General features: G+C 41.9%; 17 protein-coding genes and 2 riboswitches. Of the genes, 5 read left to right on the top strand and 12 right to left on the bottom strand.

What is annotated here, in order from left to right:
* The first annotated feature begins 56 nt into the window (after positions 1 to 56).
* Positions 57 to 575: a gamma carbonic anhydrase gene (locus O2Q26_RS11410; RefSeq protein WP_289216014.1), complete on the top strand. Its 519-nt coding sequence runs from the start codon at positions 57 to 59 to the stop codon at positions 573 to 575.
* Between the two features lie 250 nt (positions 576 to 825).
* On the opposite strand, the gene metK is transcribed toward O2Q26_RS11410, so the two are convergent.
* A complete protein-coding gene (gene metK, locus O2Q26_RS11405; RefSeq protein WP_289216013.1) occupies positions 826 to 2,031 on the bottom strand; it encodes a methionine adenosyltransferase in 1,206 nt (401 codons plus the stop codon).
* 195 nt (positions 2,032 to 2,226) lie between these two features.
* Positions 2,227 to 2,344, bottom strand: a riboswitch (SAM riboswitch).
* Between the two features lie 555 nt (positions 2,345 to 2,899).
* Here metK and pckA point away from each other — a divergent pair.
* Entirely contained in the window at positions 2,900 to 4,492 is a 1,593-nt protein-coding gene (gene pckA / locus O2Q26_RS11400) for a phosphoenolpyruvate carboxykinase (ATP) (RefSeq protein ID WP_289216012.1), read from the top strand.
* Positions 4,493 to 4,566: 74 nt separating this feature from the next.
* On the opposite strand, the gene ytkD is transcribed toward pckA, so the two are convergent.
* The 9 genes from ytkD to O2Q26_RS11355 form a co-directional block, all read right to left on the bottom strand.
* Positions 4,567 to 5,037, bottom strand: coding sequence for an RNA deprotection pyrophosphohydrolase (ytkD, locus tag O2Q26_RS11395; RefSeq protein ID WP_253937339.1), 471 nt, complete (start codon positions 5,035 to 5,037; stop codon positions 4,567 to 4,569).
* A gap of 311 nt (positions 5,038 to 5,348) precedes the next feature.
* A complete protein-coding gene (locus tag O2Q26_RS11390) occupies positions 5,349 to 5,687 on the bottom strand; it encodes a hydrolase (RefSeq protein ID WP_289216011.1) in 339 nt (112 codons plus the stop codon).
* Between the two features lie 469 nt (positions 5,688 to 6,156).
* Positions 6,157 to 6,909, bottom strand: coding sequence for a hypothetical protein (locus O2Q26_RS11385; RefSeq protein ID WP_289216010.1), 753 nt, complete (start codon positions 6,907 to 6,909; stop codon positions 6,157 to 6,159).
* Positions 6,910 to 6,964: 55 nt separating this feature from the next.
* Positions 6,965 to 8,068, bottom strand: a complete 1,104-nt coding sequence (menC, locus tag O2Q26_RS11380) for an o-succinylbenzoate synthase (RefSeq protein ID WP_289216009.1) — start codon at positions 8,066 to 8,068, stop codon at positions 6,965 to 6,967.
* The gene (locus tag O2Q26_RS11375) at positions 8,065 to 9,540 is read right to left on the bottom strand and encodes an o-succinylbenzoate--CoA ligase (RefSeq protein WP_289216008.1); all 1,476 of its coding nucleotides are present in this window, start codon (positions 9,538 to 9,540) and stop codon (positions 8,065 to 8,067) included. Before O2Q26_RS11375 ends, menC begins: the two co-directional genes overlap by 4 nt.
* A gap of 234 nt (positions 9,541 to 9,774) precedes the next feature.
* Positions 9,775 to 10,593 carry a 1,4-dihydroxy-2-naphthoyl-CoA synthase gene (menB, locus tag O2Q26_RS11370; protein ID WP_253937344.1) on the bottom strand — a complete coding sequence of 273 codons (819 nt, stop codon included), beginning with the start codon at positions 10,591 to 10,593 and terminating at the stop codon, positions 9,775 to 9,777.
* Positions 10,594 to 10,652: 59 nt separating this feature from the next.
* Entirely contained in the window at positions 10,653 to 11,447 is a 795-nt protein-coding gene (menH, locus tag O2Q26_RS11365) for a 2-succinyl-6-hydroxy-2,4-cyclohexadiene-1-carboxylate synthase (RefSeq protein WP_289216007.1), read from the bottom strand.
* Positions 11,448 to 11,450: 3 nt separating this feature from the next.
* Positions 11,451 to 13,184: a 2-succinyl-5-enolpyruvyl-6-hydroxy-3-cyclohexene-1-carboxylic-acid synthase gene (gene menD / locus O2Q26_RS11360; RefSeq protein ID WP_289216006.1), complete on the bottom strand. Its 1,734-nt coding sequence runs from the start codon at positions 13,182 to 13,184 to the stop codon at positions 11,451 to 11,453.
* Complete coding sequence (locus O2Q26_RS11355; protein ID WP_289216005.1) at positions 13,184 to 14,575, bottom strand: isochorismate synthase; 1,392 nt, start codon at positions 14,573 to 14,575, stop codon at positions 13,184 to 13,186. Before O2Q26_RS11355 ends, menD begins: the two co-directional genes overlap by 1 nt.
* A 202-nt stretch (positions 14,576 to 14,777) precedes the next feature.
* On the opposite strand from O2Q26_RS11355, the gene O2Q26_RS11350 reads away from it, so the two are divergent.
* The 3 genes from O2Q26_RS11350 to O2Q26_RS11340 all read left to right on the top strand — a co-directional run bounded on the left by O2Q26_RS11350 (position 14,778) and on the right by O2Q26_RS11340 (position 16,593).
* Positions 14,778 to 15,725 (top strand): 1,4-dihydroxy-2-naphthoate polyprenyltransferase, encoded by a 948-nt coding sequence (locus O2Q26_RS11350; RefSeq protein ID WP_289216004.1) that lies wholly within the window; start codon positions 14,778 to 14,780, stop codon positions 15,723 to 15,725.
* 74 nt (positions 15,726 to 15,799) lie between these two features.
* The gene (locus O2Q26_RS11345) at positions 15,800 to 16,201 is read left to right on the top strand and encodes a hotdog fold thioesterase (RefSeq protein WP_289216033.1); all 402 of its coding nucleotides are present in this window, start codon (positions 15,800 to 15,802) and stop codon (positions 16,199 to 16,201) included.
* Between the two features lie 23 nt (positions 16,202 to 16,224).
* Positions 16,225 to 16,593, top strand: a complete 369-nt coding sequence (locus tag O2Q26_RS11340) for a TraR/DksA C4-type zinc finger protein (protein ID WP_289216003.1) — start codon at positions 16,225 to 16,227, stop codon at positions 16,591 to 16,593.
* A 1,063-nt stretch (positions 16,594 to 17,656) separates the two neighbouring features.
* On the opposite strand, the gene O2Q26_RS11335 is transcribed toward O2Q26_RS11340, so the two are convergent.
* Both O2Q26_RS11335 and O2Q26_RS11330 read right to left on the bottom strand, forming a co-directional pair.
* Entirely contained in the window at positions 17,657 to 18,247 is a 591-nt protein-coding gene (locus O2Q26_RS11335) for an ECF transporter S component (RefSeq protein ID WP_289216002.1), read from the bottom strand.
* 161 nt (positions 18,248 to 18,408) lie between these two features.
* Positions 18,409 to 18,560: riboswitch (FMN riboswitch) on the bottom strand.
* Positions 18,561 to 18,616: 56 nt separating this feature from the next.
* Complete coding sequence (locus O2Q26_RS11330) at positions 18,617 to 19,675, bottom strand: M20/M25/M40 family metallo-hydrolase (protein ID WP_289216001.1); 1,059 nt, start codon at positions 19,673 to 19,675, stop codon at positions 18,617 to 18,619.
* Positions 19,676 to 19,765 lie beyond the last annotated feature (90 nt).

Here is a 19,765-nt window from a genome sequence, read left to right as displayed (position 1 = left end):
TCTCCTTACCAGCCATTTGCTATAATAAATGTACTATTATTATAAGGGGGATATTAATGATTTGCGAATATAAGGGAAAATTCCCGCAACTAGATCCAAGCGCCTTCATTGCTGAAGATGCTGTCATTACTGGAGATGTCACGATTGGAGCTGAATCGAGTGTATGGTTCAAAACTGTCATCCGAGGAGATGTCGCACCTGTTCATATTGGAAATGAAGTGAATGTTCAAGATTTGAGTATGCTGCACCAGAGTCCTGACCAGCCTCTCGTCATCGAAGACGGGGTAACCGTAGGACATCAAGTGACACTTCATTCGGCGATTATTAGAAAAAATGCTTTGATCGGTATGGGTTCCTTAATATTGGACGGTGCAGAAATTGGAGAAGAAGCTTTCATAGGGGCTGGCAGTCTAGTACCTCCAGGTAAATCTATTCCTCCAAGAACTTTAGCGCTTGGAAGACCTGCTAAAGTTGTAAGGGAATTAACTGAAGAAGATTTCAATGAATTGAACAGGATTCGCGCAACTTATGTGGAAAAAGGAAAAACCTATAAGTCTCAACAGACAGGCAACTAATATAAACGGTACTGTTCTAAAGTTTAAAATATATAAGGTTTATTAAAACTGAATCTTTTTTGTAAGCAGAACCATCAACAAAGGCTATACCCATGAAATTTGGCGAGCGATTTTTTTGAAACAAAAAAATCGCTCTATTTGTTTTAATGTAAGCTTTTAAACTTAACTAAAAACGAATGAGAGCGATTTTTATTAGTATCTCTTCAGCTGCTTTATTTTATCATTTTAAAGGCTATTGAGACGGTCCTTTTTATAATTTTTGCTCAATCTTTTGTTTTAAAAGCTCAGATTTGTTCGTTTTTTCCCACGGAAATTCAACGTCTGTACGGCCAAAGTGTCCATAAGCCGCGGTTTGACGATAAATCGGACGGCGCAAATCAAGCATTTTGATAATACCGGCAGGACGAAGATCAAAGAGTTCACGTATCGCTTCTACCAGCTGGTTTTCTTCTGCTTTTCCTGTACCAAAAGTATTGACGGAAATAGATACTGGCTGGGCTACTCCGATTGCATAAGCAAGCTGTACCTCACAAGAATCAGCTAACCCTGCAGCAACAATGTTCTTGGCTACATACCTTGCTGCATAAGCGGCTGACCTATCCACCTTAGTAGCGTCTTTCCCACTGAAAGCTCCCCCGCCATGACGTGCGTAACCGCCATAGGTATCTACGATGATTTTTCTGCCTGTCAATCCCGCATCTCCCTGGGGACCGCCTATAACGAAACGGCCAGTAGGGTTTATGAAGTACTTAGTATTCTCATCAATAAGATGATCAGGCACTACAGGCTGGATGACTTGTGCTTTTAAATCTCGTTGGATTTGCTCCAGGGTGATCTCTTCCGCATGCTGTGTAGAAATGACAATAGTATCAACTCTCAGAGGTTTATCATTCTCATCATACTCGATCGTCACCTGAGTTTTCCCGTCGGGGCGCAAATAAGCTAAAGTTCCGTCATTCCTTACATCGGAAAGACGTTTAGCTATTTTATGGGCAAGCGAAATCGGCAGTGGCATCAATTCTTTAGTTTCATTATTAGCAAAACCGAACATTAAGCCTTGATCTCCAGCTCCTATAGATTCTATCTCATCTTCGCTCATTTGCCCTTCTCTTGATTCCAAAGCGACATTGACTCCGCCAGCGATATCGGCAGATTGCTCGTCAATAGCTGTAAGTACCGCACAAGTATCGGCATCGAAACCGTATTTAGCACGTGTGTACCCAATATCTTTGATTGTTTGGCGTACGATCGCCGGAATATCTACATAAGTGTTTGTACTGATTTCACCAGAAACGAGTACAAGTCCTGTAGTGACTGTTGTTTCACATGCCACTCTTGCATTTGGATCATTTTTTAAAATTTCATCTAATATCGCATCAGAAATCTGATCACAGATTTTATCAGGATGCCCTTCTGTTACTGATTCTGACGTGAATAACCGGCGATTGGCTGGCATTCTTGAAAACTCCTCCTTCTGTTAGGTACAAAATTCGACGGAACCCTTTACCCGTATCTTTATAGAAGCATATTATACGTCAAACTATATTGTTTGTTCACTCATCCATTAAAAAAGCCGCACTTGAAAGGAAAATTTCCATTTTAATAGAAAAAAACCCTTCCTACTCAAGAGGAAAGGCACCGTATCCTTTCGCTCTTATCGTCCAAGATTACAGTCTTGAGTAACCTTGCTTCAGGTTAGCACCATGTCAAATGAATGACGGGTTGCCGGGTTTCATTGGGCCTGTCCCTCCACCGACTCTGGATAAGAGAGTATCCGTTCGGAATAATAGTATCGAAATCCTTTCCCTATGTCAATCAGTTTTCATTAGTTTACGACAGGGAACACGACGCGATTTTACAGCGTTTTTTAAAGATTTGGTAACGAGGCGCTGTGATGAATCGGTAAGGAGACTCACCATACCTGTTCATTCCCTTAATAAGCTTCATAAGCCTAAGTAGGTGAGAGGAGAAATAAAACTTGATATCCTCCTCGCCCTTCTTTGTTGTCATAATAAACATACATTTCTTTATGGAGACCCTTTTCTTCTATAAAAATTTTGCAGATTGCGTCATAATATCGTCTAAAACCAATCCATTATATCTAAGATTCGTTTACTTCGCTGGGATAAATAACAAGCTTCATCAAATAATACAATAACCTTGCTCATTACTTAACATCCTTTGTATAACATTATGCCCTTTTGGTTAATAGAATAAAATGAAAGCATTTTCATTAAATAGTATGGACTATTGATTTGAATGTGTTATACTTTGTTCCAACACAGCATATTATTAAATTTTTTAGTAAAGGCGGGTAGGCACTTATGAGCGCAATTAATCAAATGTCAGACTTGAATCAACTGGTAAATCAATCGAATGTTCATCACCAACTATCGGTTCCCCAGTTAGTCGAGAGGGTTCTTTCCAGAAATGAGGGTTCTTTAACTCATACTGGGGCGATTCAAGCGACTACTGGAGAATATACTGGGCGCTCCCCGCACGATAAGTTTATCGTGAAAGATGATCATTCCACTGACGCAGTGAACTGGGGAAAGACGAATCAGTCCATTGAGGATGAAACTTTTATAAAACTGTACCACAAAGTACTGGATTACTTAAAAGACCGTCAAGAGCTTTTTGTATTCAAAGGATACGCTGGAGCTGATGAACGTTATCGTCTGCCGATTCAAGTCATTAATGAATTCGCATGGCATAACCTTTTCGCTCATCAAATGTTCATTCGACCAACGGAGGAAGAGCTGACTCAGCACGAGGCAGAATTCTCGGTAATATCTGCGCCGACTTTTAAAGCTGATCCAGAAATAGATGGAACAAATTCTGAAGCGTTTATTATAATTTCTTTTAAACACCGGGTCGTGTTGATAGGGGGCACAGAATACGCAGGAGAAATTAAAAAGTCGATCTTCTCTGTCATGAATTATGTTCTCCCCAAGAAAAATGTTTTATCCATGCACTGTTCTGCGAATGTCGGAAAAGAAGGAGACGTCGCTTTATTCTTTGGATTATCAGGTACCGGGAAAACGACTCTTTCTGCCGACCCTGACCGTAAGCTGATCGGAGACGACGAACATGCTTGGTCCAACTTCGGCATTTCAAATATCGAAGGAGGCTGTTATGCAAAATGCATCAACCTCTCCTTCCAAAAGGAACCGCAGATTTTCGATGCTATTCATTTTGGTGCGGTACTTGAGAATGTAGTACTTAACCCTCATTCCCATCAGCCAGATTATGATGATACTTCACTGACTGAAAATACGCGAGCTGCCTATCCATTACATCATATCAAAAATACCGTCGTTCCTAGCGTTGCCGGGCACCCTAACGCTATTATATTTTTGACCGCTGATGCAACAGGAGTATTACCTCCCATCAGTCGTCTCACTAAGGAACAGGCCATGTACCATTTCTTGAGTGGTTATACGAGTAAACTAGCTGGTACCGAGCGCGGAGTCACCTCTCCTCAAGCTACATTCTCAGCTTGTTTCGGTTCTCCATTTCTCCCGCTTGCTCCTTCAGTCTATGCTGAAATGCTGGGAGAAAAAATCGATCAATTTGATTCTGAAGTATATTTAGTAAATACCGGTTGGACAGGTGGAGCTTTTGGTGAAGGGGAAAGGATGAAATTATCTCATACACGTTCCATGATTCATGCTGCTCTCGAAGGCGAATTGAAATCTGTCGAGACGTATTTAGATCCCGTTTTCGACCTTCAAATTCCTACTCATTGTCCTGGAGTGCCTGATGATGTGCTTATACCTAAAAAGACATGGAAGGATCCGAATGCTTATGATCGCAGCGCTCACGAGCTAGCCAATAAATTTCATGAGAATTTCAAGAAGTTTGAACATGCCAGCAAAGAAATAAAAGAAGCCGGCCCTTCTTATGGCAGACTTTAATGTAACAACGTCTCCTTATCTCCTAAACATTTAAAAAGACCGTGCTGATTCAGCACGGTCTTTTACTTTTGATATTATAAGTATTTATTTAAAATTCTCTCCATACACTTGGGGAGAACTTGATCCTTCATCATGAAACTATACCTGGGGTTACTGCGGATTCGTTTAGGCAATTCATTAAGTAAAACAGGTCCGTCGGTTTCAAAATAATGCTCTTGTTGAATTAACGACGAAATCGTTGCGTAATAAACGTTCTTTATTATCGAACCGCCTTTCCCTGCAACGTAGTATTGGCCGATGTACTTCAATTCATCGACTTTTGCGCCTGTTTCTTCATACACCTCTCGTACAGCTGCTTGATCAGCTATTTCTCCGGGTTCCACTTTGCCTCCAGGAAATTCAATACCTCGGTCTTTATGTTTAGTCAGCAGCCATTGATTTTTGTAACGGCAAATAACCCACACATGCTTGGGGTCCTCTGAAAAAGGATAGTCATCAAAAGATAGTTTCACTAGATTTCGATAGTAATCATAAAAAGTTTCCACAATAGATCATCTGCCTTTAGTACTTGTTTATGTAATTTTAACTTCTGTATTAAATCGTATCATAAGCTACAGTTAATAAAAACTATATCGTTTATTCCATTGTATTTCACTCTTTGAGCCTTCACAACGAAAATATTGTTGTTTTTACTTTCTGATGAAATTTTTTTACAGTCTTACATAAAGGCAGAAAAAAAGCACACATGATTATTCAGTTTTTTATATTTGGATGGACAGAGCGCGGAGGTATCCAAAGATATCTGTGATCCAGCCGCGCGTCTATCATGCCTTGTCTTACAAAAACCGCTTTCCTATTAGGGAAGCGGTTCTTCGTCACTCGATAAGTCTTCAAGTACCCCCATCGAACGGATATGCTTTCTCGTCTGGTCATCTCCAAGATCATAGATCATCCGGAACGCAGATTTCATCCCTTCGTCGAATTCGTCGTTAGACATATCATGGTGATAAGGGTCAAAGGGTACATGCGCCCTAAAAAAAGCCCTTGTATCTGAGTCATACATTTCGTCAAACACTTCTCTAAGCAAAAGTAGATCTTCGTCATCTGCATTAATAATGAAATCATCGTTATTGCCGTCATGATTGATTGAGATTTCTCTTGTCCCTATGTTAACGTAATACGGTTTCTTTTCCATAACAAAACCCTCCTTCTGCTTATTTTGAACATTTGTGGAGGGTTTTATGAAAAAATCATTCTTTTAACAAAAGCCTATGGCAAACGTTGTCGTTGTTTTTCATAAGAGTTATTAAATGATAATGCGGCGTGAGCTGTCGGAGATAAAGGAAACACGAAGTACGGAATGATTCGGTGTTGACGTATCGTACAGAAGTGAAGGAAGGCTCATCTCAGCCGCTAAGCGCTCGAGCTGGATAGTCCCCCATAAGGTTTATGAACAGGTTTACGGCTCTACACTAATTTATGTGTAAGAGACGGGATGACAGTACATGGTGAGATCGCAAAGGCCCTTAGCCCGAGGAAGCACACCGTATCATGGAAAGCGAGTGATTTCCCGTACCTTCCAGCTCGATTCTTTTATTAACGAAAACCCTCAAAACATTTCGAAATTCAGTTTTCAAATTAAGTGAGTTTACTTTAATAAAAAATCAATGTCGACTCAAATGTGGGCACACTTTACAGTACGTGCTGTCTTTATTCTTCTTATAAGATAAGCAGCAGCATTTTCTTTCTCTGGCCCCTGTAGAAAGTATGGGCTGGTCAAGAAAGTACGTAAACGGATTGGATTTCATTCCAAACACTTCTCCAGGCAAGTCTCTGACAACGTAATAAAAATCTCTCTTCATACCTGATGCGACTCCATCATCATACCACTCATAAAACTGCCGCTCATACAACCAAAAAATATAAATTGCTGTATTTTCCCACATTACATCCATGGACAACCGGGTTAATTGATTAATTTTTAAAAATAACGGCCTTACGTGATGATTGAATAATTTTTCAAGTTCAGTATTCATCCATTCTTCCCTTGTTTGATTGGCAGGTTCACTAACTTCTTTAGAAAGCAAATTAAATTGAGGGAGCCACTTTTTGTCTTCATCTATCCGAACAAGCTCTATATTGGAAAGTCTCATGTCAGGGAATTTATTAAAAATTGTCATAAGCGCCAAAGGTACGGTCGCGATATAATAGCCGTAGCGTTTCGAAAGGATGGAAGCCGTAGTTAACATAAATTCCGAACCCATGAATGCATGCATTTGATCGAGTGTTTGTTGCACTCCGTCAACCGTTTGAAGGTCTTTTCCCTGGATTACCTCGATGATTTCTCTGTCTAAATCCATATAATAACGGAAGTGCTGATGCAAAAATTCCTCTTCCGATCTTTTAATAAAACTCATGGCACTTCTCCTCATTTTGAAAATATTTCACCTACCTGAGTAAAACTTTCAAGCTTCACTCAAGAATATATTCGTATGCCTCTTCCGTAACTTGCTTTAGAAATTCTTTGTCTATTTCATACCCGATTCCGTTTTCATCAGAAACACTGATTTCCCCACGGTCCACTTCTATGAATGGTTTAATAATATCCTTTTCAAAATACCTGGTGGAACCCGAAAGGTCTCCCGGCAAAGTGAAGTTAGGAAGGGATGCTAAAGCGATATTATGAGCTTTAGATATTCCAGTTTCTATCATACCACCGCACCAAACTGGAATATGATGCTCAACACAAAGGTCGTGAATTTTTAATGCCTCAGTCAATCCTCCCACTCGACTAATCTTAATGTTCATCATACGGCAGCTGCCTAACTCAATAGCTTGCTCTGCATCTTCAAAACTTTCCACAGATTCATCCAAACAAATTGGCGTCTCCATTTTTTCTTGGAGGGTTCGATGTAAATAAAAATCACCAGCTCTAAAAGGCTGTTCAATCATCAATAGACCAAACTCATCAAAGGCTGCTACTCTAGTGAGATCTCTGGCCTGATACATTCCATTTGCATCGATCATTAGTGGAAGGTCGGGGTAAAGACTCCGTACTGCTGCAATCGATTCCTCTTCTTTCCCTTTTTCGACCTTCAGTTTAAATCTTTCATATCCTTGGGACAAAAGATTACCGATTTCTTCTTTCATCCGCTCCGAAAGACTAATTACCGCTCCGGCTTTGACAGCTTCTTTAGTGCCTCCTATAAGCTTAGCAAGTCCTACCCCTTGCTGTTTAGCGCACAAGTCCCACAAGGCCCCTTCTAACCCGGCCTTCGCCATCTGGTTGCCTTGAAAAGAGGAAGCTTGTTCATGAAAATCATTAGGGTGGTGGATTTCTTTAAATTCAATTGATGGTATCAGTATATCCACGACGATGTGCCAGGCTGTGTCAGTTGTCTCCGCTGTGTAAAAAGGGGAAGGAAATGCAGTTATTTCACCGTACCCGATCTTTCCTTCCGCGTCTTCTATTTCTACAATGATAGCCGGGCGCTTCACAATCTCAGCTTGGTGGGTTTTAAAAGGAGTTTTCAGAGACAGAGCGATCCGCTTAAGTCTTATTTTCTTTATTCTCACTCATACCCACCTCCATCAATCAAATCCTTTAACTTTCTTCTTACCAATTTATTTGAAGCATTTCTGGGCAGTTCTGAGACAAAATGGATGGTATGAGGTACTTTGAAAGAAGCCAGCCTGTTTTGACAGAAGGCAGTTACCTGTTCTTTAGTAACCTCATCTAGATTAGACTTAACAATAAAAGCTATCGGCACTTCTCCCCATTCCTTATGAGCGGTTCCAGTCACTCCTGCTTCTTGTACCCCTTTTATTTGTGTAAGCACGCTTTCTATTTCAGCTGGATATACATTCTCTCCTCCAGAAATCAACATATCCTTCACTCGATCCACTACGAACAAAAAACCTTCCTCATCTAGATAACCCAGATCTCCTGTGGCAAAATAATCGTCATTTACTGATGGGTGACCGAAGTATCCTTTTGCTACCATTGGACCTTTAACGTGAATCTCCCCTACTACATTTGGTGGAGCAGGCGTTCCATCTTTAAAGACCTTTAAAGTAGCAGGTCCCAGCGCTTTACCCGCAGAACCTAATTTTCGAAATGAATCAGACGGGCTGAGTGTGGCTATTTGAGAACTTGTCTCTGTTAAACCGTAGGATTGGAAGACAGGTAAGTTCTCGCTGTCTGCTTCGTGTAATAATGTTTTGGGTACAGGACCGCCGCCAAGTAAAGCACCTCTGAAAGAAGAGGGATAGTTTAATGGTTTTTCCTTCAACATACGCTGAAGCATTACAGTAACTATGGATATAAGAGTCACCTGATTGTTTTTTATTTGTTTGTGCACGAGATGCAGGTCAAAACGTTCAAGGAGAACAATCGGCATGCCATAGACGACATTTTTAATTAATAGAGAAAAACCACCAACATGGAAAAGTGGCAGACATGCAAGCCATTTATCATTAGTATCCAAACCTAAATTCAAGGATGAAGCTACAGCGCTGAACCAGTGATTGCCGTAAGTATGCATGACCGCTTTTGGATTCCCTGTCGTCCCCGATGTATACATCATCGTAAATATTTCATCCATATCAATGAACTCTTTGAATTGTTCATACGTCTCTTTTTCCACCCTGGGGATTTCATCAACGTTAGTGATAGAAATGGCATCAGACATTTCTTTAAGTGCTCTCGCACCTTTCATGTAATTATCATTATCCGCAAAGCATTGAGAAACCTTTGCATCTCGCAGCTGAAATTGAAGTTCCTTTTCAGTCAAACGAGTATTTAAACACACGACAATTGCACCGATATAGCTCGCTGCGTGAATAAAAGCTGCAAAATTTATATGATTGCCAGAAAGAATCGCAATATGATCTCCTTCTTGAACGCCTAGTTTATACAAGCCGCCAGCTATCTGCTGGCTAAGTTCTTGCAATTGCCGAAATGTAAGTACTTCATCTGGCGATTCAATGGCATGCGCATTCGGGTGCAGTTGTGCTTGTTTATCCAGCCAATGTGGTATTTCTGTCATACTACGACCTCCGGTTTCGCCTTTCGGCTTTAGTTTATCCACTGGGACGGCTCCCATTCCAGTTTGGTTTCCAACGACCAACGCTTAATTAAGAGATCACATCCTGTTGATGTAATTCGTCAGGGGAATTCCCTTCTTTAAGCAGAATAGGTTCTCCAAATTTGTTAAGAAACCACAAATAAAAAGAACTTCCCTGCTTAAGCAGGAAAGCTCTTTATACATCGTTTCTGCCTATTAAGGAAAACGAGGGAACTGATCGAAGTCTGGTTTGCGTTTTTCTTTAAATGAATCGCGTCCTTCTTTAGCTTCATCAGTTGTATAATAAAGCAATGTGGCATCGCCACCCATTTGCTGCAAACCTGCAAGACCATCTGTATCCGCATTGAAAGAAGCCTTTAAGAAACGCAGAGCTGTCGGAGATTTTTCGAGCATTTCTCTTCCCCACTGCACCATCTCATCTTCAAGCTGATCAAGAGGAACAACAGTATTGACTAACCCCATATCTTGAGCCTCTTTGGCACTATATTGACGACAAAGATACCATATCTCTCTAGCCTTCTTGTGGCCTACGATACGAGCAAGGTATCCTGCACCGTACCCAGCATCGAAACTGCCTACTTTTGGTCCAGTTTGACCGAATATTGCATTATCTGCTGCAATGGTTAAATCGCAAACGATATGTAGTACATGACCTCCTCCAATCGCGTAACCAGATACCATTGCAACGACAGGCTTAGGAATTACACGGATAAGACGTTGTAAATCAAGTACATTCAACCGTGGAATTCGGTCATCCCCTACGTAACCGCCATGGCCTCTCACACTCTGATCTCCACCGGAACAAAAAGCATCATCCCCAGCTCCAGCCAGGACAATCACTCCGATTTTGGAGTCATCACGTGCATATGCGAATGCATCTATAAGTTCTTGTACTGTTTTCGGACGGAAAGCATTTCGCACTTCCGGACGATTGATCGTTATTTTCGCGATACCTTCAAAAGTTTCATAAAGGATATCATCGTATTCACGTTCTGAAACCCAATTATAGCTCATTACAAAATCCTCCTTAAATAAAGCTGTTAAACGGAATGTTCCGCTTTATGCAGTTATCATTATATCACGAATTCTTCTACGATTTTAGCAAAAACCTTTGGTTCTTCCATGTGCACGGTATGCCCGGCTCCTTTAACCTCTATATAAGTCGAGTATGGTAGAAGAGCATCCATTTCCTTATTAAGCTCTACAAACTTTTCGTCTTTACTACCTGTTATAAGTAGTATGCGCTTTTCGAGTTCGGTAAGCCTGGACCACCACGAAGGCTGCTGACCAGTACCCATTCCCTTTAATGATTGTGAGAGTCCTTGAGCTGTATGACTTAACCGCTCCTCTTTGATTAACTGCCGCGATGTTTGAGAAAGGTTTTGCTGGGTTTTAAATAGAGGCAGCTGCTCCCAGTCCTCCACGAACGATTCGACACCCTTTTTCTGGAGCTGGTCTATAAAAGTTTGGTCCTTCGCCTGTCTCGCCAGCTGTTGTTCAGTGGTTTGAAGACCAGGCGAAGCACTCTCTAATATCACTGTTTCGATATAATCCGGATAGAGCATAGCAAACGTCAATGCGGCACGCCCTCCCATAGAATATCCTAATAAATGAACTTTAGATAGTTTCAGTTCATCTAATAGTAGAGCTAAATCTTTTGAGAATTGTTCCATCGTAACAGGCCCTATTTCTCCTGTTTTGCCGTGACCAGGCATATCTATAGTAATAGTTCGCAGAGAATCCGGAAAAAGCTTGATTGTGGAATCAAAAGTTTTTCCTGTACCCGTAAATCCATGCAGGAAAAGCAAAGGGGTCCCTTTTCCGTCATCCTCAATCCAATAGCTTCGTCGACCCGCTTTTACATACATGAATTACTCCTCCCAGCTTAATACCGCTTCAGCGATTTGATTCCATTTTTGCTTGTGGAAAGCTACATGGTCTTCTCTATTTGTGAGAAACTCGATGATTGAGAGGCCCTCTTCTTTATAGCTGTCTGATAACGACAGTTTATACGTATCCCAGTCTGTAACACGCTTGTGGGATGCGCCGTACATTTCGGTAACCCCTTTAAAGTCAATTCCTAAAGGAGTGCCGAACAACTCTTCGAAATGTTCACTTTTCTCAGCTTGTGGAAGGTAAGAGAAAATCCCTCCGCCATCATTGTTAATAACAACAATCGTGAGGTTCAAGCTTCGCTGCTTTGCAATCAGCAGTCCGTTCAAATCATGGAAAAAGGAGACATCCCCAAGCAACAGCGTCGTTTTGCGACCGGTCGCTGCGATACCTAGAGCAGTTGAAATTACTCCATCAATACCATTTGCCCCACGGTTTGCCATAATCGTCACTTTTTTTGGGGTAGAAACAAAAAAGCTGTCTACATCCCTTATCGGCATACTATTTCCAACAAACAAAACAGAATCGTCAGGGATCGCATCAGATAAATAAGCTACTGCATGTCCCTCATTCAATCGTTCATCAGGAGCTGCGAGCATGTGTTCTTTTGCTTCAATATTCATTTTCCGCCACAAATCAAGCCAGTTATCTTCTGTGCTTCCTTCAGAAATTTCAGCGGAAACCTGTTTACAAAAACTCAAAGGATGACACCAGACGAATTGCGCAGCCACTCCAGAAGGTTCCCGATAACTAGAATGCTCTTCTACAATAAAATGCTCGACTGTATTTCCATAGCTTTGAATCCATTGTAAGTAAGCTTTGGAGACAGGCATTGCCCCAAACCGGATAATATAGTCAGGCTGAAGCTTTCTTTTTAACGGATCTGATTTCAGCAAAGCGTCATAACTTTCGACAACGTTTCTTTTATCGTGGTCCCCTGCCCTCAATTGCGATAAAGGGTCAGCCAGGACAGGAATGCCCACTTTCGAGGCAAGCTCTGTAATCGCTTCTGCCAAATCAGGATTGGTTTGGGGGCCGCACACAATTAAACCATTGCGATCACTGAGTAAAAGTTCTTTGAACACTTTTACGTTGTCTTTTGAAAGCGTTGTTAATCCTGCCATTATTTCTGGAATAGGCTCTTGCTCATGACTCCAGAGTTCAGGCAGAGAAAAATCCGGGGTCAAAGGCTCTCTGAGTGGAATATTGAGATGGACGGGTCCATTATGCTCAGAGGTACTTTCCATCACCGCTCTAGCTGCTTGTTTTTTAACATAAGACAGCAGCGATTCTTCAGGAAGCGCCAAATCGTGAAACCACTTTACATACTTACCGTACATTTCCGTTTGCTCTATCGCTTGCGGCGCACCTACGTCTCTTAATTCATGAGGACGATCCGCAGTTAATACAAGTAAAGGAACCCTGCTATAATAAGCCTCTACAATAGCAGGGTAGTAGTTGGCAGCTGCAGTGCCAGAGGTACAAACTAGAGCCACAGGCTTCTGTTTCTCCTTGGCGATACCTAAAGCAAAAAATGCTGCTGATCGTTCATCTAAATTTATCCAGTGATTGATGTCATCTCGCTGTCTGAAAGTCATCGCAAGCGGGGTAGACCTTGAGCCGGGAGAAATGACGACATCTTCCACACCTGAGGAAGCAAGCTGACCAACAAAATGAACCATATATTTAGTTAGCACTTCGGTATGACTCATCAGCTCCCCCCTAAAACAGAGAGCATAGGTTTTAGTTTTACTCCCGTTTCAACATATTCGGCTTCAGGATCTGAGTCTTCAACAACCCCACAACCGGCAAACAATGATGCTCCATCTTCCCTTATCAGTGCCGATCGGATTGCTACCGCAAACTCACCATTGTTCCTTCCATCAAACCAGCCGATCGGTCCAGCATACCATCCACGGTTCAAAGCTTCGTGAGAACGTATATAATCGACGGATTTCTGTTGAGGCATCCCACCAAGTGCAGGGGTTGGGTGCAATCTCGCCACTACGTCAAGAAGAGTATAGCCTTCCTCAAGAGTAGCGGTTACCGGCGTATATAAGTGCTGTAAATTGCTCAAGGGGTAGACGACCGGCTTCTCAGGTATCTCGATGTCATAACAACAAGCTTCCACCGCATTTCTGATCATTTTAACGACAAAGTCATGCTCCTGACGATTCTTAGGGTCGTTCAGCAATTCCTGGCCAAAACGGTGATCTTCTTCATTGTCCCGGCCGCGCGGTATCGTTCCAGCTAAACATGTTGAAACAAGCTCCTGATTTTCCACCTTTACAAGACGTTCCGGAGTAGCACCGACAAAATGATGACCGCCGCTTTCCACGGAGAAGATATAACTTTGTGACTGACTTTCTGCAAGTTTTTCAATGACTGCCGCTAGCTCTATATCATTTTTGAATTGCAGTCTAATTTCACGAGCAAGAACAACTTTCTCAAGCTCACCGTTTTTTATATCATTCGTAGCCTTATCAACCAGCAATTTCCATTCCTCAGGTTCTATTTCCTCTATATCTGTACAGGCAGGAAGCTGTGTTTCCTCCCTGCTGCCATCCAAAAGAAGAGCATGAGCCTCTTCTACCTGGTTTACAATCTGTTGTTTATGATCTTCCTCTAAAATGAGGATGTTTGTAGTCAAATATGATTGATTACCTTTGTTAGTCAACAAATACATCGGGATCGTCATCTGGCTATCAGGGAAATGTTCCCATGGATAAGCATTGTCCTGCTCAGTATCAAAACTAAACCCCCCGAGACAAACGAGCCCGGTGCCTTTTTCATGGTGAGGATCAAACACATCAGCTTTTTGCTGAACCTCATTCCAGACAGCTTCTATTTCATTGAAGCGATGCTGGTCAGAAGATAGAATCTTCTGTGCAGAACCGACACCTACTAAAACAAATTCTTCATCAGCACTGCGCCAATATGAACGATGCTCATCCAGTTTATGAGCTCTATCTAGAAAAGAAATACTGTTCGTTTTATCTATTTGTTTCACTACACTTATCAGTTGCGGCTCTCCCAATAAGGCGGCCTTATTTATAGCTCCCTCTACGATTTCTTCAATCTGAGGTATTTTAGTATGAAGCATGAAAATTCCTCCCATCCCTCTCAGGGACGCTGCATTTAATCGGTCTTTATATATGTTTTAACAGACCCTCTTCTATTTTATTCTCTTTCAGGCCAGGACTCAAGGAATCCCCACTATTAAAAGCATATTCTTACAACGATTGACACTTACGAGCCGTTTCCCTAAACTTAAATTGATATTAAATTACAAGGGAGATGGCCCCATGAGCACTTTACCTAAACAAAATATGAAAGCTTCCTTGAACGAACAGGGTGGATTTCAGGTGTGGTGGCGATTACTGAGACCTCACACCTTGACGGCAGCTTTTGTGCCTGTATTCATTGGATCGATGCTTGCGGCCCTGCAAGCCCCCATCCATATCGGTCTGTTTGCAGCCATGCTGATCGCCTCTATTTTGATACAAGCAGCGACCAACATGTTCAATGAATACTTTGACTATGTCCGCGGACTTGATAATGAGAATTCAGTAGGAATCGGCGGTACAATAGTCAGAGACGGAATAAGCCCGGTAATTGTAAAGACTCTTGCTTATAGTTTCCTTGGTATCGCTACATTATTAGGTGTATATATTTGCGCCTCTTCAAGTTGGTGGATTGCCCTTATAGGAATCATTTCCATGCTTTTCGGTTATTTGTACACAGGCGGGCCCTATCCTATAGCGTATACGCCATTCGGTGAAATTACGGCAGGAATATTTATGGGGACTGTGATTATCAGCATCAGCTATTATATTCAAATGTTATCGATTAGTTGGACAGTCATCATTGTATCTATTCCTGTCGCAATCTTCATAGGAGCTATTTTGCTGGCTAATAATATCCGCGATCGGGTCGGTGACGCTGAAAATGGGAGGAAGACAATAGCAATCCTCCTTGGCCATGAGGGATCTATCCGCTTTTTAACAGTGATATTCTCAATTGCTTACAGTCTGACTATACTGTTCATTATGTTAGGCATTCTACCCGTTTGGTCTCTGATCACTTTCTTAAGTATAAGAAAAGCCACAAATGCGGTAAAAGGCTTCACAGGAAAAAAGCAGCCTCTAGAAATGATGCCTGCAATGAAGGCAACTGCCCAAACGAATACTATTTATGGATTTCTTCTAGGTTTATCACTGCTAATCCAGTTGTTTATCCCACTGACTCTATAGAAAAAGGATGGTGAATGCCATCCTTTTTCTATAGGTTTGATTTACATACGTAAGGGAAATATTGAAAAGGAATGATGAAGATGGAACTTTCAATGAAAAATACTTTAATGGAAACGTTAGGCATAGAAGTAGTAAGTGCGACTCCTCAGCAAGTGACCTTAAGCATGCCAGTTGATGAGCGTACACATCAGCCAATGGGATTTTTACACGGAGGTGCAAGTGTAGCACTTGCTGAATCTGCAGCTAGTATAGCATCCTTCTTGAACATCGATGCTCGTACGCATCAAATATTCGGCCTTGAAATAAATGCAAATCATATGAAAAGTGTTCGCTCTGGAAATGTCTATGGAACAGCCAAACCTTTTCATATAGGAAAAACAACAATGGTTTGGGAAATTTCAATCAAGGATGAGGAAGATAGACTTATTTCTATTTCGCGCTGCACTGTTGGAGTCGTGCCACTGAAACAAGCCTGACGTGGTGAAAGGAGTACAAATGTATGTTAACTAATAAGCAAATCGATCAATTTAAAGCTCAATTAGAGGAAATCAAAGAAGAAGCAGAGAAAGAAATTGAGGATTTCCAGGAAGAGCAGACAGCAAACAGCTCTTCCAATGAAGGCGAACTATCCAGTGTAGCCGATCATCCAGGTAATTTGGGTACTTCTCAGCATGAAAAACAAAAAGACATGACCTTTTATGAGCAGTCAAGAGAAAAATTAATGGAAGCAAATGATGCGCTTCAGCGTATCGAAGATGGCACATTTGGCGTCAGTGAAAAGACGGGAGAGCCTATTCCTGTAGAACGCCTGGAAATCATGCCAACAGCCAGATTTAATGTAGATGAAGTGGAAGAAGAGCGGTCTTAAGCCGCTCTCTTTTTTTATGAAGCTTGCCAGGCCCCCGCAGGAAACGAGTATTTTTAAATTCTTGGCTATGTTAAAGGTGGTTGTTGATATTGATAAGTGAGTTATTCAACAATATGGCAGGATAGTGGAAGACTTGATTTCGAAATAATATGGGTTTGTTGCCGTGTTGAGAGTCAGGGGTTGTTGGGAAGCTACTCGCTTTCCTGTGGGGGAAGTGGCGAGCTTCCTCGGGCTTTTCAGCCCTGTGGGATCTCGCCTACATCCTTCTCCCACCTCTTATACTTATATTAGTCAAGGGCGTGAAACTGTTCATAAACCTCGTGGGGGCTATCCAGCTCCAGCGCTTAGCGGCTACTGAGACTTCCTTCACTTCTGTACGATAAGTCAACATCGAATCACTCCGTTCTTCGTGATTCCTTTATCTCCGGCAGCTCAGTCCAGTCCATACGCCGCTGACCAAAGCGCTTCCGCTTTTACAAAAGGAGTCTCGCAGCTTCCCAACCACCCCAGTCGATGAAGGGGAGAAACGAACCCTCAAAAAAAAGAGCTTCTTCCCGATTCCTGTGAAATGAAGATATTGTGTTCTCAAGTTATTTAATGAGAGACCTTTTTTACGCACCCTCAGTATTTAACATTAACGTTCGTATTTTCATGCTAAGGCGGTGCCGTAAACAACTTGGACATGGGTGGTAATAACCCCCAGCGTTTAGATTTATTAGGTAAGGAGAAAAGCTCTTCTCGGTTCGTAGATGATAATGTTATATCCAAGGCGTTTCCGAGCTGCTAATCATCGTAAAGAGCTCCGGGAAATCGCGAGACTCCTGTGGGAAAAGAGTGCTTGGTGAGACCCCGCAGAGCGTTAGCTCGAGGAGGCTCACTGCACTCCCACGGAAAGCGAGTGATTTCCCGGAGCTCTAAACGCTGTCACTCATAACGGAAACAGCCCGAATATCTCGAATCTGAGTCTTCCACTGAAGGGAGCTTATATGAATAACAACACTGAACTTTAACAAAGCCAAATTCTTATAAAAATGGCCCTCCAAATTTGTTGGAAGGCCATTTTTTATGCAGCGGACGAGTGGCGCAGCCGTTTCTGCTCAATCCACGGTCGCAGCTTAATGAATAAAGGAACAAATAGAATCCCTACAATTATTCCTTTTAAAGCATTAAACGGTAAAATACCTGCTAATATTGTAAAACTTTTGACTTCAGTAGTCATAGATTCCCAACCCATGAACCAGCTGTACGCTGGAAGGATCAAGAAATAGTTCAAGACGCTCATTCCAACAGCCATAATCACGGCGCCAGACACCAACCCGGAGATCAGCCCTTTAGTACTTTTGAATTTATGATAAAGAATTGATACTGGAACAATGAAAAGAACTCCCGCTGAAAAATTCGCAGCTACCCCTACCGGGTCACCTGCTCCTGTATAAATCAGGTACAAAATATTCTTTAAAGCCTCTACGGCAATGCCAGCAGCCGGAGTGAATAAAATAGCTGCCAGCAATGCAGGAACTTCACTGAAATCGACCTTTAAATAAGGCGGCAGCATAGGAAGCGGAAAATTCAAAAACATAAGCACCATGGAAATACTCCCGAACAGTGCTAAAATAATCAGTTTTGGCAGATTGGATACTCGACTTTGGTTCATTTTAATTCCTCCATCTTTTCTATCGATTCACAATCCCAGATGAAGGTGAGCTCATTCAAAAAGGAAAAATAAAACCCCTGAAGCAAATATAACGCTCCAGGGGTTGAATATAAACTCATTGAGAATTAAAGATAGTAATGTGCTACTACCTTTCTTGCACTCATGATCTTCTCCCATCCAGACTTTCACTGTCGGTCCCGGACTCTCACCAGGTCCACCGCGAAGCTTTTACACAAAGCGGGTCACGGACTTAGAGTGTGCTAACACACTCCTTACCGTCGGTCGGGAATTGCACCCTGCCCCGAAGATTTGAATCGATATCGAATTGTAATTTAATTCTATTCGATTCCATTAAAATGTTCAAGTCATTTAATCTTCTAAAGGGCTTAAATTTTCCTGACCACTCATGTTTTCAATCAGGTGGACTAGTAAATCGATTTCTTCTTCGATATCTTTTAGACTGGCCGTTTCAACAGGTGAATGCATATATCTAAGGGGCAGCGAAACCAGACTGACCGGCACTCCTTTACCCGTGAGCCGCATGCGGTCGGCATCAGTTCCTGTCGAACGCGAAGTCAGCTCATATTGGACGTCAATCTCCAGCTCTTTAGCACTTGCTTCTAGCAACTTGTTGATCTTTCGATTGATAGGAGCACCCTTTGCCAGAACCGGACCACCATCCAATGTAATGTCTCCGTATTTATTCTTATTCACTCCGGGGTAGTCTGTGGCAAACGTTACATCACAGGCAATGGCCAGCGTTGGTTCAATTCCCGCAGCGGCAAAATATGCCCCGCCCATATTTGTTTCTTCGTTCACCGTGCTTGCCGCATAAAGTCCGACGTTCAAATTCTTTTTAGACAGCCTGCGCACTACTTCCCCTACAATGAATTGTCCTGTACGATTATCAAGTCCCCGACCTGAGATGTATCGGTCCATAAGAACTTCAGGTTCTCTCTTATATACCGCCAAGTCACCAATTTTTATGAATTCAGAGATTTCTTCTTTCGATTTAGCTCCACAGTCTATAAATAGATCTTCCAGGCCAAAATCACCTTTTAATCCCCCATGGTGCTGGGCATTTACACCGATCACCCCGGAAAAGTGTTTTTCTTCACCAAGTACGGTGACCTTCATCCCTACGGCTGCCTTAGGATTGATTCCACCCATCTTATCAAAATGCAAATATCCCTGTTCATCGATTCTGTTGATGACCAAAGCGATCTCATCACAATGTCCTGCTAACAGGACTTTGAATTCGGCTTCGGGATTCAGGACGGCTATTGCGTTACCAGCGTGATCTGTACGGATTTCATCAGCATAACGTTTCATTTCCTTAATCCAACGCTTTTGGATTTCCATTTCCATGCTTGAAGGTGACGGAATAGTTAAAAGTTCCATAAGAAATTGCTTTGCTTCTTTTTCCATATGTAATAAAACCTCCTCTTTATTTTCAACAATAAAATTATACCACCTTTAGCAATCATTTTTAAAAACACGCTTAATCTAATATGATTT

Source organism: Halobacillus campisalis, from assembly GCF_030345335.1.
Lineage (GTDB): Bacteria > Bacillota > Bacilli > Bacillales > Halobacillaceae > Halobacillus_A > Halobacillus_A campisalis.
This window is presented reverse-complemented; position numbering and strand designations above follow the sequence as displayed.